We start from the raw sequence: 15,674 nt of genomic DNA, 5'->3' as shown, positions 1-15,674 counted from the left end.
TCGGCGATGGCCGCGCGCAGCCGGGCCTCCTCGGCCCGGGTGTCCAGCGTCGGCGGAACCTCGGCGCGCAGCCGGTCGAGCAGTTCCCTGTCGTTCATGAGCCGTGCTCCTCATACGTCGTGGTCGGATCGATGTCACGCAGGGACCGGCGGAGCTTCTCCCTGGCCCTGTTCATCCGCGATCGGACGGTGCCCACGGGCACGCCCAGCGCGGCGGCGGCCTCCTCATAGCCGAGCCCGCCCCAGGTGACCAGCAGCAGCACGTCGCGGTGTCCGGCCGGCAGCCGCGCCAGGGCGCCCGCGAGCGCGGCCCGCGCCCCCGACGCGTCCACCCGCGACTCCACCCCGTCGGTGAACGGCTCGGTGACCGGGTCGACGCCGGTGCGGGCCAGCGCCCGGTAGAGCGCGATCTCGCCGCGGCGGTGGCGGCCGATCAGGTTGGTGGCGATGCCGTACAGCCAGGGCCGGGCGTCGGGGCGCGTCAGGTCGTAGCGGGCGCGCTGGCGGAACGCCGCCACGAACGTCTCGGCCACGACGTCCTCGGCCGCCTCTGCGCCCAGCCTGCGCACCGCGTACCGCTTGAGCGCGGGCGCGTGCCGGGTGAACAGGACGGCGAACCCCTCGGGGTCCTCCCTGGAGCGGGCGATGATCTCGGCATCGTCCAGCGTCTCGGGATCCATCAGCGGGCTCTGTTGTCGCATCGGCTGCCTCTCCGGAATCGGTGACGCCTGTGATTGCCGCGGCGGCGATGCGCAGTTCCCATTGTCACGAAATTTTTCGGGTCGCTCCCGTACGACGCCTCAGCAGGGACGCTCCGGCCCTCACCCCGGCCCCCGGGTGCGGGCGGCGGTTTACCCCCGGCGGCGGCGGAGCAGGTTCCAGCCATGAACCAGGTGACATCCGGACACGACCACACCAGGTGCACACCCGCGGAACTCTTCGAGATCACCGTCCTGGACACCACGGGCGAGGCCGCCAGGTGGCACACCATAGGCTGGGGCGTCGGCCGCCGTGACGCCGACGCCCTCGCCCGGTCCTACGTGACCCGCCAGCTCTGCCCGTACGAGCGAGCCAGGGTCAGCCGCAACGGCTGCCTGGTCGCCGAGCACCGCCGCCCGGCTCACTGACCCGCCGGTCCGCCCGGGACGCGGCCCGGCTCAAGCCGGTGAGACGATCTCCCGGGACGGCCGCACGTCGTTGGCGAGCGTGCCCACGCCGTCGATGACGATCTCCACCCGGTCGCCGGGCAGCAGCGTGAAGTCCGACCCCGGGACCATGCAGGTGCCGGTCGACAGCACCACCCCGCGGGGATAGCGCTCGGCCGCGAACAGGCAGCTCACCAGCTCGTCGAGGCGGCGGTGGAGCTGGCCGGTGTTCGCCCGGTCGGACCAGGCGGTGACGCCGTCGCGGGTGATCGTCACCGTCATCGCCAGGTCGTACGGGTCCGGCACCTCCCAGGCGGGGCGGATGCCGGGGCCGAGCGCGGTGGCTCCCGCGTACATCTTGGCCTGGGGCAGGTAGAGCGGGTTGTCGCCCTCGATGGAGCGGCTGCTGACGTCGTCGCAGACGGTGTAGCCGGCGATCTCGCCGCTGGCGGTGACCACCACGGCCAGCTCCGGCTCGGGCACGTCCCAGGTGGAGTCCTCGCGCACGCCGATGGTCTCGCCGTGGCCGCGCACCCGCCAGCCGAGCGACTTGAAGAACAGCTCGGGCCGTTCGGCGTCGTAGACGCGCTGGTAGATGTCGGGTTCGGTGCTCTCTTCGACCCGGGCCTCGCGGGAACGGCGGTAGGTGACGCCGGCCGCCCACACCTCGGTGTCCGCGTCGACGGGAGCCGCGGGGGTGACCGGCTCGACCGGCTCGGCGGCGCGGGCGAGCCGGTCGCGGAAGTGGCCGAGGTCGGCGGACAGGGCGTCGCCGAGGGAGAAACCGGCGGGCAGCGCCCGGTCGCCGTCCTCGGCGCGGACCACCCAGCGGGGCGATTGAGCGGACCTGACGAGGTGCATGCGTGCCCTTCTGGTGAAATGCCGGGAGTGCCAGCCTAAGACATCGCATGAAAGTTTCCATAGGTTTCGGCAGGCAGAAAGGCCGCCGAGGCCGGCGCGCTTGACGCGGCGGTGCGTCCTCGCTGATCTGGTCCTGGGAAAGCGCTTCCCTAATGGATGGGAGCAGACAGTGAGATCCGTTGCCCGAGCCCGGAGGTGCCTGCTCACCGTCCTGGCCGCCCTGGTCATGGCGCTGGCGGGCGCCCTCGTCGCGCAGCCGCCGCCCGCGGCCGCCGCCACCGTCGAGACCGACGCCTGGTACGTCCTCGTCAACCGGCACAGCGGCAAGGCCCTCGACGTGTACGAGCTCGCCACCAACGACGGCGCGCCGATCGTGCAGTGGGCCCGCAACGACGGCTACCAGCAGCAGTGGCAGTTCGTCAGCTCAGGCGACGGCTACTACCGGCTCAGGTCCCGCCACAGCGGCAAGGTCCTCGACGTGTACGCCTGGAACGCCGAGAACGGCGCCCAGATCGTCCAGTGGTCCGACGCCAATGGCTGGAACCAGCAGTTCAGGCTGGCCGACTCCGACGGCGGCCACGTCCGGCTGATCAACCGGCACAGCGGCAAGGCCCTGGAAGCCTGGGAGTGGTCCACCGCCGACGGCGCCCGCGTCTCCCAGTGGGACGACCTCGGCGGCGCCAACCAGCAATGGCAGCTCGTCAAGGTGAGCGGCGGCTCCTCCTCCGGCTGCGGCAGCGGCTCCTACAACGCCGAGGCCGTGCTCAGCGGCGGCACGTGGACGGCCAGGAACGGCGGCGCCACCCTCTACACCGGCAGCAGCATGATCGAGGCCATGCGCCGCGCCGTCGGCAGCCTCACCCCGGGCCGCACGTCCAAGCAGAAGGTGGTCGTCCGCGGCTCCGGCGGCATGAACGCCAACCAGTCGCTCGACCTGCCCAGCTACACCGTCCTCGAGGTGTGCGGCACGATCGACGTCTCCGGCACGATCAGCGCCAACAACGCCGTCGTCCGCGCCCAGAACGTCACCGACGTCGAGGTCACCAGGCTCGCCGTGACCGGCAACCCGTACTTCGCGGTCTTCGTACGCAACGGCACGAACATCACGTTCGGGCAGCTCGACCTGCGGCTCGGCTCGGCCGGGCTGGGCGTGCGGATCGACAACCACGCCAACAGGAACGTCCGCACCAGGAACGTCCGCATCGACAGCGTGTACGCCTCCGGCGGCGGCAGCCACGGCGTGGAGACGTACGGCGTCGACGGCATCACCATCGGCACCGTCACCGCGCGCAACACCGGCGAGTCCGGCCTGCTGCTGAACGACACGATCAACGCCACGATCGGCACCGTGGACGCCGAGGGCGCCGGCACCGGCACCGGGTACGCGGCGTTCCGGATGGCCAACCGCAACGGCCGGATCGGCAGCTCGTACCCGGTGAACGTGCGCGTCGGCACCGTCAAGGCGCGCGGCGGCGGACGCGGCGTCTTCTGCGTGTCGGAGAGCGGCGGCGCGGTGATCGACCGGGTGGACATCGCGCAGACCGGCAGCAACTCGATCCTCATCGAGAACTGCTACAACGTCACGATCGCCGCCCAGAGCGGCACCGTGAACGGCTCCGACATCCGCCTCGCGGCCCGCAGCGAGTTCCCCGTCACCTCCGACATCACGCTGCAGAACCTCACGCTGACGAACTCGGCGATCAACGAGAGCCCGTGCGGCGTCAACATCGTCATCCGCAACATCAATCTGGTGAACTCCCGCATCAACCGCTGCTGACCGCCCTGCGGTTCTCCACAGGTGAGCGTGCGGCCCGCCTCATGGTCCGAGCCGGGTCGCCGCTCCTGGCGTGCGCGCCATGATCCTGAGCGCCCTGGCCGGGGCGCTGGGCACGGTGTTCTGTCAGGAGAAGTAGACGCCGATGCGGCTGCCGCCGATCTCGTGCACGCCGATGTCCAGGTCGTAGACCTCGCGGAGCAGCTCGGGCCGCATCATCTCCGCCGTGCTCCCCTGCGCGATCACCGCGCCGTCCCGCATCGCCACGATCGTGTCGGAGTGGCAGGAGGCGAAGTTGATGTCGTGCACGACCAGGACCACGGTCTTGCCGAAGTCGTCGGCCATCCGCCGCACGCGGCGCATCATGTGCACCGCGTGCCGCATGTCGAGGTTGTTCAGCGGCTCGTCCAACAGCACGTAGTCGGTGTCCTGGCAGAGCACCATGGCCACGTACGCGCGCTGCCGCTGGCCGCCCGACAGCTGGTCGAGGTGCCGGTCGGCCAGGCCGTCCAGCTCGAAGTAGCCGATGGCCTCGTCCACGAGCTCGTGGTCGCGGGCGGTGAGCCGGCCGCCGGAGTGCGGGAAGCGGCCGAAGGCGACCAGCTCCCGCACGGTGAGCCGGACCGACATGTGGTTGTCCTGCCGCAGCACGGCCAGCCGGCGGGCCAGCAGCTCGCCGGGGGTGGTGGCCACGTCCAGGCCGTCCACGGTGACCGTGCCGGCGTCGGCGGGGATCAGTCGGCTGATGATCGACAGCAGCGTCGACTTGCCCGCGCCGTTGGCGCCGATGACGGACGTGACGCCGCCGGGCCGGATGGTCAGCGACACCCGGTCGACCACGGTGGTGTCGCCGTACCTCTTGGTGACGTCCTTGATCTCGATCACCGTCGGGACTCCCGGATGAGCAGGGCGATGAAGTAGGCACCGCCGACGAAGTTGATGATCACACTGAGCGCGGTGTTCATGGTGAACACCCGTTCCAGCACGAGCTGCCCGCCGACCAGCACGATCACCGAGATCAGCGTCGCGGCGGGCAGCAGCGTCAGGTGGCGGAAGCTGCCGGTGAGCTGCCTGGCCAGGTTGGCGACCAGCACGCCGAGGAAGGTGAGCGGGCCGACCAGCGCGGTGGACACCGACACCAGCACCGCGACGACCACCAGCGCCTGGTTGACCACCGAGGCGTGGTGCACGCCCAGGTTGAGCGCGTGGTCGCGGCCGAGCGCGACCACGTCGAGCCGGTGCGCGAGCCGTACGGTCCAGGCCGCCATCACGGCGACCAGCACGGCCGACAGGGCGAGCAGACCCGGGTCCACCTGGTTGAAGCTGGCGAAGAGGCTGTCCTGCAGCACCACGAAGTCGTTCGGGTTGATCAACCGGGCGGCCAGCGAGGACAGGCTGCCGAACAGGGTGCCGAAGACGACCCCGGCCAGCACCAGCACGTAGAGGTCACGCCCCTCGCGACCGAACAGCCACCGGTAGAGCAGTCCGGCGAAGACCACCATGACCGTCACCTGACCGGCGAACAGCAGCCGCGGATCGGCCGTGCTCAGCGCCAGCGCGCCGAACAGGAACACGATCAACGTCTGGACCAGCACGAAGAGCTGGTCGAAGCCCATGATGCCGGGCGTGAGGATGCGGTTGCCGGTCACGGTCTGGAACAGCACGCTGGAGCAGGCCACCGCCACGCCCACCGCGACCATCGTGGCGATCTTGCGTGACCGGATGCCCATCGCGTACTCCCAGTTGCCGGTGAGCCCGACCAGGCAGAACCCGGCGACCACTGCGACGGCCACCAGCGCGAGCACGGCGAGCCGGCGGCGCTCGCGGCGGCGGGCGGCGGCGAGAGCGGTCCCGGTCGGCGCGGTCATCGCAGTCCCATCCGCTTGCCTCCGCCCAGCAGGGTCAGGAAGACGGCGCTGCCGATGACGCCCAGGACGGTCGAGACCGGGATCTCGTACGGGAACCGCACGACCCTCCCCAGGATGTCGCAGAGCAGCACGAACAGCGCCCCGGTCAGCGCGGTGGCGGGCAGCGCGTACCGCAGGTTGTCGCCGAGCGCCATCGTGACCAGGTTGGGCACGATGAGGCTGACGAACGGAACCTCCCCGACCGTGACCACCACGACCGCGGTGATGACCGCGGCCAGCACCAGCCCGGTGTTGACCACCCGGTCGTAGCGCACGCCGAGGTTGATCGCGAAGCTGCGGCCCAGCCCGGCGACGGTGAACCGGTCCGCGTACAGGTAGCCGAGCACGGTCACCGCGCCGGCGATCCACAGCAGCTCGTAGCGCCCGCGCAGCACGCCGGAGAAGTCGCCGGCCGTCCACGCGCCGAGGCTCTGCAGCAGGTCGGCCCGGTAGGCGACGAACATGGTGGCGGCGCCGATGACGCCGCCGAACATGATGCCGGCCAGCGGTACGAGCATCATGTCGCGAAATGTCAGGCGCCGCAGCACCGCCATGAAGAAGAAGGTGCCGAGCAGCGCGAACGCCACCGCCATGGCCATCTTGACGATCAGGGCCTCGCCGCCGGCGAGCAGCGTGGCCACGAGGACGCCGAAGGTGGCCGACTCGGTGGTGCCCGCGGTGGACGGGGTGACGAACCGGTTGCCGACGAGGTGCATCATCACCAGACCGGCCACGCTCATAGCGGTGCCGGCCAGCAGGATGGCCACCAGCCTCGGCAGCCGGGACTCGACGAGGACCCGTACGTCGTCCGGCCGCCCGTCGAGCAGGCCCGCCAGGGTGAGGTCGCTCACGCCCACGAACAGCGACCAGGCGGCCAGGACGGCGAGCGCCGCCGTCCCGGCCACCAGGTGCCAGGCGCGCAGGCGCGTCACGACAGGCTGTCTCCGACGGCCTTGACCATGGCGTCGACCGAGCTGAGCGCGGTCGGCGCGAGGTACCAGGCGAACGGGTCGAGGTAGACGATCTTGCCGTTCTTGGCGGCCTTGGTTCCGTTGACGAGCGCATTGTCCAGCACCTGCTTGGCGGCCGCGCCGCTCTCCCCGATGGCCGCGTCGCGGTCGACGACGTACAGCAGGTCGGGGTCGGTCTCGCCGATGAACTCGGCGGAGATCGCCTCGCCGTGGGTCTCGGTCTTCAGCCCTTCGGCGGCGGGCTTCACGCCGAGAGCGTCGTGCACCATGCCGAACCGGCCACCGGGGCCGTGCGCGCTGATCTTGCCGCCGGTGGTGAGCACGACCAGCCCGGTACGGTCGCCCGCCTTGGCCTTGACCTCGGCCGCGGCCGCGTCGATGGCGTCGAGGCGCTGCTTGACCTCCGCCTCCTTGCCGAAGATCGTGCCGAGCGCCGTGGTCCGCTCGCGGAAGCTGTCCAGGAACGCCGCGTTGTCCACGGTCAGGTCGACCGTGGGGGCGATCTTGGCTAGTTCCGCGTACGCGGCCGACGACCGGCCGGCCACCACGATGAGGTCCGGGTCCAGCGCGTTGACCTTCTCGTAGTCCGGCTCGAACAGCGAACCGACCTTGGGGTAGCCGTCGCCGGCGTACTGGGAGAGCTTGTCCGGCAGGCCCTCGACCGCCGGCACTCCGGCCACCTTGACCCCGAGCTCGTCGAGGGTGGTGAGCACGCCCAGGTCGAAGACCACGACCTTCTCCGGCTTGGCGGGGAGTGTGGTGCTGCCCTGGGCGTGCGTCACGGTCACTTCCGGAGCGGCGCCTCCGGTCGCGGCGGCCACGTCGGTCGCACCCTCGCTGCCGCAGGCGGGCAGCGCTAGCACGGCGGGGGCGAGCAAGGCCCCGAACAGGCGGACACGGAAGGGACGACGCATGGGCACTCCAATCAGAAAGTTAGGCGAGCCTAACCTAATACACCTCCCAAATCGGACAAAAGGCACCCCCCGGCTTGCGATGAGTTGTCCCCAACCCCGCCGTCGACGACCTGCTCCCCCAGGTCGGCTCCCTCCTCGTGGGCAACCGCTCCTACGGCGGCGACGACCCGTACAAGGACACCGAGCACGAGGGCGAGGCGTTCGGCGGAGGCTGGAGCGGCCCCCAGTTCGTGCTCACCCACAACCCCCGTGCACGCCCGTACCAGGCGTCACCTTCGTCACCGACCTCCACACCGCGATCAGCCTCGTCGCAGCCTTGGGCGATGAGGGAAGTCAGTTCCGCATTCTGAAGTCTTGGAATTCGGCGAGGACATCGAAGCCGGCCAGACCGACCCGGCCCACACCTTCTGGGTCGACTCCGGGCACCTCACGCTGGGACACCCGTCGACCGTCCACGTAGAAGGTATAGGTCGAGCCCTTCCTGGTCACCTTGAGCGTGTGGAAGTCATCGGGGTCGAACCCGAGCGGCCATGGGATGCGCTCCCAGCTGAACGCGCCCTTCTCCATCACCAGAACGGTGAGCATGCCGCCTGCGGTGAGCGGTTCGACGTAGTAGCCGATGTCGTTGCCCGGCTCCGTGTTGGAGAACAGCAAGCCGTACTTCGGGGTCTTGTCCCGGCGGCCGAGCTCGAGCAGGCGCGCGCGGACCGAGAGTGTGAAGCTGGTGCTCATCGGCCGTTTCGTCCACATCAGGAACCCCCAGCCGGGGCCTCCGGGTCCTTCGGGGTATCGGGTCAGCTTGGCACTGCGCGGGCCGGTGATGTCCCACTCTGACACGTCACCCTTCATGTCCCAGCGTCCAGACGCCGCGGGGCGTCGGGTGGGGGTTGTCTTCGGGGTGGGAGTCGTCGTCGGGGTGGGGGTTGGAGTGGTGGCCGACGATGAGGTCGGGCTGGTGCTCGAGGTGGCCTTCCGCGCGGAGGCCGGCGGGGTCGTGCCGGCTGGCGTGGCAGGCGCCGGCGATGCGGTAGCGGGCGGGGCCGAGGCTTGCGGGCCGAGCGTGGTGGTGGCCGCCAGGTCTGCGACCGCGGGCCGGCCGGGTAAGGGCGCGGGCCACAGGATGTAGACCGCACTCACCGTCACCGCCACCCCCGCCGCCACCGCCACAGGCCGTCCCCACTTGGAGGTACGGCGCGCGGCATGGTCTCGTCCAGGCGCCCCGGGTGTGGTTTCACGGCGAGAAACCCCGGGCTCGCCGGGGCCGTTGTCCCTTTTGGGTTCACTGGGCACGCTGTCCCTGGGAGCCTCAGCGGGTCCGTTGTCCCTGCGAGAGTTGTCGCCGGGCACGCTGTCCCGGGAAGGCGTCACGGGTCCGGCGGCCGGGGAGCCGTCCATCAGCGCGTGCCAGGCCGTCTGGGCGTCAGGGCGCAGCGCGGGATCCTTCTGAAAACACGCCGTCAGCACGTCACGCAGCGGCTCACCGATGGCCCGGAGGTCAGGCTCCAGGTTGAGCACCCGATGCATGACCGCAGGGATGGAGTCGAGGCCGAACGCGGGCGAACCGGTGGCGGCATAGACCATCGTCCCGGCCCACGAGAACAGATCAGAGGCGGGCCTGATCTGCTCGGCCCGAATCTGCTCGGGCGACATGTAGCCGGGCGAGCCCACCACACTGCTGGCGGTGACGGAGGAGGCGTCCAGCGCCCTGGCGATGCCGAAGTCGATCACCCTGGGCCCGTCAGCGGCCAGCAACACGTTGGAGGGCTTGAAATCGCGGTGCACGATGCCCGCCCGGTGGATGGAGATCAGCGCTGTCATGGTCGCCACCGCGAGCCGTATCAGATCGTCGCCGGTCAACGGGCCACGCGTGCGTACGGCCTGCTGGAGGGAGACGCCCTCGACCAGTTCGGAGACGATGTACGGCACGCCGCCCGCGAATCCGACGTCGAGCACGCGTGCCGTACAGAACTGGGCCACCCGGCGGGCCAGCTCGACCTCACGCCGGAAGCGCTGTACGGCGGCGGTGTCACCGGCGAAACGGGCGTGCAGCACCTTGGCCGCGATGGCGGTGCCGTCGGGTGCCCGTCCGGCGAAAACGGCGCCCTGGCCGCCTTCACCGAGGAAACCGAGAAGCACGTAGGGGCCCAGCGCTGTCGGATCCCCCTGCCGCAGTGGCTGCATGAAGGGGATCTTAGGGTGATTCAGGCGCGAATCAGCACCCAAATCTCCGGCGGAACCGACATTTCTAGCGGATCGCACAACTCGTCGGGATAGTCGGTGACAATTCCGGGCACGCCGAAATCGATCAGGCGCGCGGCGAGGGCAACGTCGTTGACCGTCCAGACCGTGACGTCCAGCAGATGGCAATGCCCCCGAACAGGCGGACACGGAAGGAACGGCGCATGGATTCTCCCTCAAAGAGCTAGGCAAGCCCTATAGTCATAAAACAGGACAAAACATACCCCGATGACTTTCTTTGCTCCGCGCGGTCTTCCTCCAGGTAAGGTCCGATCGCAGGAGGAACCATGGCGAAAATGCTCTACTCAGTGACCATGTCCCTGGACGGCTTCATCGCCGGCCCCGGCGGCGACATGTCCTGGCTGACCGAACACCTCGGGCCCAACCCGACCGTCGACGACCTGCTCCCCCAGGTCGGCTCCCTCCTCGTGGGCAACCGCTCCTACGGCGGCGACGACCCGTACAAGGACACCGAGCACGAGGGCGAGGCGTTCGGCGGAGGCTGGAGCGGTCCCCAGTTCGTGCTCACCCACAACCCCCCGGCCAAGCCCGTACCAGGCGTCACCTTCGTCACCGACCTCCACACCGCGATCAGCCAGTCGAAGGCCGCCGCCGGCGACAAGTACGTCAACGTCATCGGCGCCGACGTGGCCCGCCAATGCCTCGCGGCCGGCGCGCTAGACGAGATCCTCACCTGCGTCGCCAACGTCATGCTCGGCGACGGCGTCCGCCTCTTCGACCACCCCGGCGGCGCCGACGTCAAGCTCGAACGCCTCAGCGTGACGCAGGTCCCCCACGCCACCAACCTGTGGATGCGCGTCCTGTGAAGTACGTCGATCTCGACGCGTCGATGACCCTGCCCGGCGGCGAGGTCGTCGACGGCGTCATCGACCCGTCCGGCTACCTGGAGCGCCTCCCCGAACTCGCGGACGCCCTGCCCCCGGGCGCCCGAGCGTTCGCCACGGATCCGCTGCACTACGACTTTCTCGGCCCGCGGTGTGTGAAGGACCTCACCCTGGCGCGGATCTCGTACGGGCCGGACGGCGCGGACCCGTCCCTGGAGCTCGCTTTCCGTCACAGCTGCTTCAAGCACGACGAAGACCTGACGATCACGTACCAGGGCGTGACGAGCTGCGTGCTGGACCTCGCCGGGATGCGCGGCGAGGTGATCCTGGACGAGATCCTGCCCGACCCCGCCGGATGCGCCCACGAGATCGCCTTCCGGCCCGGGACCATCGCGGTGCGCTGCCGCGACCTGGCCGCCACCTGGGAAACGGCCGAGTGCGACCGGCGTCGCCCGCCGGTCAGGACGTGATCGCCGGGCGACGCGCCCAGGTGGCCCAGCGCCAGACCCACTCCAGAGGCCCCTGCCGGTACCGGCGCAGCCAGAGGGTGGAGAACGCCCACTGCGCGGCGAGGACGGCGCCCGCCGTGAGGAACGCGGTCTGGGAGGACTCCGCGATCGGCAGGCCGAGCAGGTGGGCGGCGGCCAGGACGAGCAGCGTGGCCGTCAGGTAGCCGGTCAACGCCATCCGCCCCAGAGGCGCGAAGACGACCCGCAGCACCGGCCGCAGCGGCGTCCTGAGCAGCACCAGCAGAGCGCACACGACCGCCCCCGCGACCAGCAGATCAGCCAGACCCGAGGCGAACGACGGCCCCGCCCCGGCCCGCGCCCCCAGCGCCGCCGCCGCCCCCGCCGCGAAGACCAGGCCCAGCCCCAGCGGCACCCAGGTGGACCCCTCGATCCGCTCCACCACCCCGTACCTGACCAGCGCCGAACCCACCAGGAACAGCCCGGCGATGAGCAGCGGCCCGCCCCCGGCCACCAGCGCGACCGGCACGAACACGACGGCGAGACCCGCGACCGCCCACCGCGGCAACCAACTTGATGGCAACAGCACCAACAGGCCGACGACGGCGTACTCGGTCAGGACCTCCCCCGGCCACAGCGCCATGTGCACCAGGCCGATCGCCAGCAACGCCACCAGCCGGCGCAGCAGCACGACCCGCGGCCGGTCGACACGCCGCGACGCGGAGTCGAGCAGCAAGGAGAACCCGACGCCGAACAGCAGCGAGAAGATCGGCAGCCCGAGCCACGGATCCCACTCCCCCAGCGGCCGCACCACGACGGCGGTGCCACCACCGGCGATCAACTGGATGTTGGCGAGCAGGATCTCGCACAACGTGAACCCGCGCAGCACGTCGAGCGCGACGATCCGGGACCTGCCGTCGGGAGCGGCCGGACGGTGACCGGCCAGGCCCTGAGAGCCCGGCCCTGGGGGGACATCCTCACGTGACATGGCCCCCCATCCTGCGGGCCGTCCCACGGCGCCACACCGGCCGAAAGCAGGGTACGCGTCCCCCGGCCTCATCCTTTCGGCCGTTTCACCGAGGGACGGAACGCGTCCTTCCGGCATCACCCGAAGCGCCCGAGCGGAGCGCCATCGGCCAGGACGACGCGAGAAAGGTCGTGGTAGAAAACGCTGGTGAGTGATCCGATTCCGCCTGCCATCGGCGGGCGTGGTGGCACGTCAACGGCCCTGTTCCTCACCTTAAGTCTGGTCATCGCTTTCAGCGTCGCGGTCATCGCGACGCTGACGGTGGTGTTACAGGAGCCTGACCAGTCCAGCTCCGGCCATGCGCCCGTCTCAGCCGCGCCGGTCACGCCAACGCGGACGGTCAACCTCGAGAACGACTACTACGAGCAGGAGAATCGTCTTCCGGCCGGTTCGGTCCTCCCGCTGTCGATCACCGAGGAGACCCGAAATCAGCTCGCCGCCGCCGCACGAGGCGCCACTGACGGCTCTGGCGGTCCCGAGAGAGCCGGGAGAGTGGCAGGCGGCGGCACCGTCCACGTCGGGATGATCTTCGGCGCCACCCCCGAAGACGACGAGTTCCACGTCGTGGCCCTGATCGACGCACAGTACTACTGGACTACGCGCGGCAAGGGCCCGTGGAAGTACCAGGGCGTGTTCGACGCCCGCGTATGCAGCCCGCCGGTGCCTGACAAGCTCGTCCGAGCCTGGGGTGCCCCGGGTCTGTTCGGTTCGACGGCCCCGCCTGGAACCAGCTCATGCACCACCTCCTGAGGGCAGCGCCCATCCCGCAGCCCAAGTCCTTGCGGACTTCACGTCACGCGGACAGCAGAATGGCCGCCTTCCGAAGTTCGGAAAGCGGCCACTGTCACGAGTCAATCGGGTGGGCTTGACCCGCGGTTGGTCACTCACCCCATCTGCTCCAAGATTCCATACGCCAGCACGAACGCTATAGTCAGAAGACCGCTGATGGTCATGACCTGGACGCGAAAGATCGCACGGGGACCAGTTAACGGTATCCAGCCGTCGCGCGGACTCGCTGCAGCGAAGATTACGAACGATGCGATGCCATTTGCGCCGGCCACTCCCACGCTCGGAAACACCAGATAGATCAAGCAGCCGAGAACAAGAACGCTGGCCACCGTGTAGAGCGCAAGCCTGCGAACCGCACTTTTCTCCCTAGCCGCCTGCTCGGCCGCTCGGGCGCGTCGCCGTTTTTCTCGCCTTCTTGAGCGCCTCGCGTTGCTCATTTGCCGCCCCCGCTCTTCGAGCCAGTCAATCATCGAACGCTTACGGTTTCGCTCTGGTTCCCGGATGACCCTCAGGTCCTCGAGATGCGATATCGCGGCACCCGACACGATGCCGGACCACGGTGGACGATAAGCCCATTCCGCGGGAACTCCGGGTTCTGCCATTTCCGTAAGCACTGTCCACTGACCTTGAGCACGCTCTGCGTATCGGCGCGCGATCTTCCTCGCCCTGGTGCTGGTCACGAGGCGTTCAGGTCCAGTGGCCTTATGTGCGGACCTGGACGGGCACTGGTTGAGGCAGCGGGAATAGTCGGCGCCATCTGTCGACTATCGAACGGTCTCCCTCCGATTGGGCCGCGCCGCCGGCGAGTACCTCGTCGATGGGTTGGTCAGTGCGGAGCAGGGTGAGCAGTGTGGCCAGGTCGGTGACCAAGGTGGCGTGGGGTCGGTCAGGCTCGTCCCGGCTGATGTCGATGTCCAACCATCTGGCATCGACCAGGCCACAAGGAGGCAGCTCATGCCCCGGTTCACCGTTGACGTCCCGCAAGGCGCGCCACCGGATGCGACGCAAAAGATGCCGAAGGAGATCACCGAGGCGCTCGACGAGGCGTACCAGATTCCCGACACCCGGGGTTGGCTGCGCGAGCACCCGGTGGAGAACGTCTCCCAGGACGGGCGGGTCGGCACCGAACCGGTGCGGCCCGTCTTCTCGCTGGAGGCGCCGGAACTGTTCAGGCTGGACGCCAAGCGCAAGGTGGTGCAGAAGATCGAGTCAGCCATCGCGGGGGCCTACAAGGGCATCGCCAACACCGACGAAGTGCTGGTACTGATCAACGAGTACCCGCTGCACAACGTTGGGATGGCGAGCCAGCCTGCAATCGGACAAGCCGGAAATCGTGGCTGCCGTAACCCAGGCCAACGGCTAGTCCGGCAGGCCCTACCAGTCGCCCGCGGAGTTCACACGCCCAAAGGCCACGGCTCCGCAGGCGACTCTGGGTCGCCGGCCCCGCCGCGAACTACATGCGCCGCCCCGGCGTCGACGATGAGTGTCACAGGCACGGCGGTGCTGCCGGTACGCGACAAGACAGTGGACTTCCCGGCCGGCCTGCCAGGACTGTCGATGTGGATCCATGCCTGCTACCTGGCGCCGGACGGCTGTGCCCCGGTGAGGGCGTCGCGCAGAGCGGTGGCGCGGCGGGACCTTCTCTGGCTCAGGAGGACGGCCGTACGGACTCCTCAAGCTGGTCTTCAGGTGTGCCCACGTGGGGGACGTGTTGGTTCCGGATATCCCGGTCCGGTAGCCGGTGAGCACCGCCTCGTGCTCACCCGGCACGCCGAGGCTGACCCCGCCGCGGCGTCGCACCGGGGTCGGGGTCTGCTCGTCGGCGGTGTCCGTGGCCATCGTCACCCGGCTACCTCTCTGATATCAGAACCAGTTCTGTGCCGATCCTGCGTGGATCAATATCGGAACGAGACCGGCCCGCGAGAGGCTGGGGCCGGACCACTGAAGACTTCCCGTAGGCCGGCCCCGTTCGGCTACAGCCGGATGTAGAGGCGGCGGCCCGCCGTGCGGAAGCCGACCCGCTCGTAGACCCGCCACGAGTCGTCACCCGACGCTTCGAGCCAGGCCAGGTCGGCGCCCGACTCGAAGATCTGCCGGCTGAGCGCGGCCGTGATGGTCCCGCCGAGACCGCGACGCCGGTAGGGCGCCCGCACCGCAATGCCCGCGATCTCACTGACCCCGCCGCCGGGTGGGACTGCCTGGCCTGCACCGGCACAGGGGCCGTCCGAGGCGAACGCCGCCATCTCGAAGCCGCCCTGCTGCCGCAGCGTTTCGAGGCGGTCTACGTCGGCGTCGCTCACCTCGAACGCGTCACCGAATGCCTCGCCTTGGGCGGCCACCATCGCCGCCCGCTCGGCTCGGTTCTCCGGTTGTCGCACGACGAAGCCGTCGACCGGCGGCGGCGAGACGAAGGATTCGGGCGAGCAGGTCAGGAACTCGTGCCGCTCCTCGACCGTGAAACCAGCCGCGAGCAGCAGCTCCTCAAGGGCGGGGGCGCAGTTCACGACGTACTCCAAACGGGGCCGTCGTGACGCGGAGCGGAACGCCCCCACCAAGCTCGCGACGTCGGAGGCGGTGATCTCCGCGCCAGGGCGTGGTGTCGCGTAGTTGATGTTGGGACTGTCGGTCGCCGGGTCGAAACCCAGGATGAACGGCCCCGATTCGACGGCGGCCGGACGGCGGGAGAGGACAGACTGCTGGATGCGAAGATCCACAGACAAGGTGGGAAGTCCTTTAC

17 protein-coding genes are annotated in these 15,674 nt (G+C 69.6%); 6 read left to right on the top strand and 11 right to left on the bottom strand.

The features are described 5' to 3' along the window. Positions 1-94 precede the first annotated feature (94 nt). Entirely contained in the window at positions 95-700 is a 606-nt protein-coding gene (locus OUY22_RS10080) for an RNA polymerase sigma factor (RefSeq protein WP_270154568.1), read from the bottom strand. A 183-nt stretch (positions 701-883) separates the two neighbouring features. Between OUY22_RS10080 and OUY22_RS10075 the strand changes: the two genes are divergently transcribed. Then, positions 884-1,126 carry a hypothetical protein gene (locus tag OUY22_RS10075; protein WP_270154567.1) on the top strand — a complete coding sequence of 81 codons (243 nt, stop codon included), beginning with the start codon at positions 884-886 and terminating at the stop codon, positions 1,124-1,126. Positions 1,127-1,156: 30 nt separating this feature from the next. Here OUY22_RS10075 and OUY22_RS10070 read toward each other — a convergent pair whose 3' ends face one another. Next, positions 1,157-2,005, bottom strand: coding sequence for a fumarylacetoacetate hydrolase family protein (locus OUY22_RS10070; protein WP_270154566.1), 849 nt, complete (start codon positions 2,003-2,005; stop codon positions 1,157-1,159). Between the two features lie 226 nt (positions 2,006-2,231). Between OUY22_RS10070 and OUY22_RS10065 the strand changes: the two genes are divergently transcribed. After that, positions 2,232-3,782 (top strand): RICIN domain-containing protein, encoded by a 1,551-nt coding sequence (locus OUY22_RS10065; protein ID WP_270154571.1) that lies wholly within the window; start codon positions 2,232-2,234, stop codon positions 3,780-3,782. Positions 3,783-3,905: 123 nt separating this feature from the next. On the opposite strand, the gene OUY22_RS10060 is transcribed toward OUY22_RS10065, so the two are convergent. The 6 genes from OUY22_RS10060 to OUY22_RS36755 all read right to left on the bottom strand — a co-directional run bounded on the left by OUY22_RS10060 (position 3,906) and on the right by OUY22_RS36755 (position 9,928). Beyond that, complete coding sequence (locus tag OUY22_RS10060) at positions 3,906-4,664, bottom strand: iron ABC transporter ATP-binding protein (RefSeq protein ID WP_270154565.1); 759 nt, start codon at positions 4,662-4,664, stop codon at positions 3,906-3,908. Further along, complete coding sequence (locus OUY22_RS10055) at positions 4,661-5,647, bottom strand: iron chelate uptake ABC transporter family permease subunit (RefSeq protein ID WP_270154564.1); 987 nt, start codon at positions 5,645-5,647, stop codon at positions 4,661-4,663. Before OUY22_RS10055 ends, OUY22_RS10060 begins: the two co-directional genes overlap by 4 nt. After that, complete coding sequence (locus OUY22_RS10050) at positions 5,644-6,618, bottom strand: ABC transporter permease (protein ID WP_270154563.1); 975 nt, start codon at positions 6,616-6,618, stop codon at positions 5,644-5,646. The genes OUY22_RS10055 and OUY22_RS10050 overlap by 4 nt, the downstream gene beginning before the upstream one ends. After that, a complete protein-coding gene (locus OUY22_RS10045) occupies positions 6,615-7,571 on the bottom strand; it encodes a siderophore ABC transporter substrate-binding protein (RefSeq protein ID WP_270154562.1) in 957 nt (318 codons plus the stop codon). Before OUY22_RS10045 ends, OUY22_RS10050 begins: the two co-directional genes overlap by 4 nt. Positions 7,572-7,904: 333 nt before the next feature. Beyond that, a complete protein-coding gene (locus OUY22_RS10040; protein ID WP_270154561.1) occupies positions 7,905-9,752 on the bottom strand; it encodes a serine/threonine protein kinase in 1,848 nt (615 codons plus the stop codon). Between the two features lie 20 nt (positions 9,753-9,772). Continuing rightward, positions 9,773-9,928 carry a glycerophosphodiester phosphodiesterase family protein gene (locus OUY22_RS36755; protein ID WP_333486650.1) on the bottom strand — a complete coding sequence of 52 codons (156 nt, stop codon included), beginning with the start codon at positions 9,926-9,928 and terminating at the stop codon, positions 9,773-9,775. Positions 9,929-10,096: 168 nt separating this feature from the next. Here OUY22_RS36755 and OUY22_RS10035 point away from each other — a divergent pair, with 168 nt between their 5' ends. Together OUY22_RS10035 and OUY22_RS10030 are read left to right on the top strand one after the other, a co-directional pair. Then, positions 10,097-10,636: a dihydrofolate reductase family protein gene (locus tag OUY22_RS10035; RefSeq protein ID WP_270154560.1), complete on the top strand. Its 540-nt coding sequence runs from the start codon at positions 10,097-10,099 to the stop codon at positions 10,634-10,636. After that, the gene (locus OUY22_RS10030) at positions 10,633-11,124 is read left to right on the top strand and encodes a hypothetical protein (RefSeq protein WP_270154559.1); all 492 of its coding nucleotides are present in this window, start codon (positions 10,633-10,635) and stop codon (positions 11,122-11,124) included. Before OUY22_RS10035 ends, OUY22_RS10030 begins: the two co-directional genes overlap by 4 nt. Here the strand turns inward: OUY22_RS10030 and OUY22_RS10025 are convergent. Further along, a complete protein-coding gene (locus tag OUY22_RS10025) occupies positions 11,114-12,109 on the bottom strand; it encodes a DUF418 domain-containing protein (protein ID WP_270154558.1) in 996 nt (331 codons plus the stop codon). The two genes, OUY22_RS10030 and OUY22_RS10025, sit on opposite strands and share 11 nt — an antisense overlap. Positions 12,110-12,295: 186 nt before the next feature. Here OUY22_RS10025 and OUY22_RS10020 point away from each other — a divergent pair, with 186 nt between their 5' ends. Continuing rightward, positions 12,296-12,898 carry a hypothetical protein gene (locus OUY22_RS10020; protein WP_270154557.1) on the top strand — a complete coding sequence of 201 codons (603 nt, stop codon included), beginning with the start codon at positions 12,296-12,298 and terminating at the stop codon, positions 12,896-12,898. A 134-nt stretch (positions 12,899-13,032) separates the two neighbouring features. Here the strand turns inward: OUY22_RS10020 and OUY22_RS10015 are convergent, their stop codons facing one another. Continuing rightward, positions 13,033-13,407, bottom strand: coding sequence for a hypothetical protein (locus OUY22_RS10015; RefSeq protein WP_270154556.1), 375 nt, complete (start codon positions 13,405-13,407; stop codon positions 13,033-13,035). 484 nt (positions 13,408-13,891) lie between these two features. On the opposite strand from OUY22_RS10015, the gene OUY22_RS10010 reads away from it, so the two are divergent. Continuing rightward, positions 13,892-14,926, top strand: a complete 1,035-nt coding sequence (locus tag OUY22_RS10010) for a hypothetical protein (RefSeq protein ID WP_270154555.1) — start codon at positions 13,892-13,894, stop codon at positions 14,924-14,926. Here the strand turns inward: OUY22_RS10010 and OUY22_RS10005 are convergent. Further along, a complete protein-coding gene (locus tag OUY22_RS10005) occupies positions 14,911-15,651 on the bottom strand; it encodes a GNAT family N-acetyltransferase (RefSeq protein WP_270154554.1) in 741 nt (246 codons plus the stop codon). The two genes, OUY22_RS10010 and OUY22_RS10005, sit on opposite strands and share 16 nt — an antisense overlap. Positions 15,652-15,674 lie beyond the last annotated feature (23 nt).

Source organism: Nonomuraea corallina (assembly GCF_027620315.1).
Taxonomy (GTDB): domain Bacteria; phylum Actinomycetota; class Actinomycetes; order Streptosporangiales; family Streptosporangiaceae; genus Nonomuraea; species Nonomuraea corallina.
This window is presented reverse-complemented; position numbering and strand designations above follow the sequence as displayed.

Coding starts and splice junctions, on each gene's coding strand:
- OUY22_RS10040 (WP_270154561.1), bottom strand. CDS start 9,752: ATGCAGCCACTGCGGCAGGGGGATCCGACAGCGCTGGGCCCCTACGTG.
- OUY22_RS10025 (WP_270154558.1), bottom strand. CDS start 12,109: ATGTCACGTGAGGATGTCCCCCCAGGGCCGGGCTCTCAGGGCCTGGCC.
- OUY22_RS10075 (WP_270154567.1), top strand. CDS start 884: ATGAACCAGGTGACATCCGGACACGACCACACCAGGTGCACACCCGCG.
- OUY22_RS10055 (WP_270154564.1), bottom strand. CDS start 5,647: ATGACCGCGCCGACCGGGACCGCTCTCGCCGCCGCCCGCCGCCGCGAG.
- OUY22_RS10045 (WP_270154562.1), bottom strand. CDS start 7,571: ATGCGTCGTCCCTTCCGTGTCCGCCTGTTCGGGGCCTTGCTCGCCCCC.
- OUY22_RS10010 (WP_270154555.1), top strand. CDS start 13,892: ATGCCCCGGTTCACCGTTGACGTCCCGCAAGGCGCGCCACCGGATGCG.
- OUY22_RS10015 (WP_270154556.1), bottom strand. CDS start 13,407: ATGATTGACTGGCTCGAAGAGCGGGGGCGGCAAATGAGCAACGCGAGG.
- OUY22_RS10065 (WP_270154571.1), top strand. CDS start 2,232: ATGGCGCTGGCGGGCGCCCTCGTCGCGCAGCCGCCGCCCGCGGCCGCC.
- OUY22_RS10035 (WP_270154560.1), top strand. CDS start 10,097: ATGGCGAAAATGCTCTACTCAGTGACCATGTCCCTGGACGGCTTCATC.
- OUY22_RS10080 (WP_270154568.1), bottom strand. CDS start 700: ATGCGACAACAGAGCCCGCTGATGGATCCCGAGACGCTGGACGATGCC.
- OUY22_RS10070 (WP_270154566.1), bottom strand. CDS start 2,005: ATGCACCTCGTCAGGTCCGCTCAATCGCCCCGCTGGGTGGTCCGCGCC.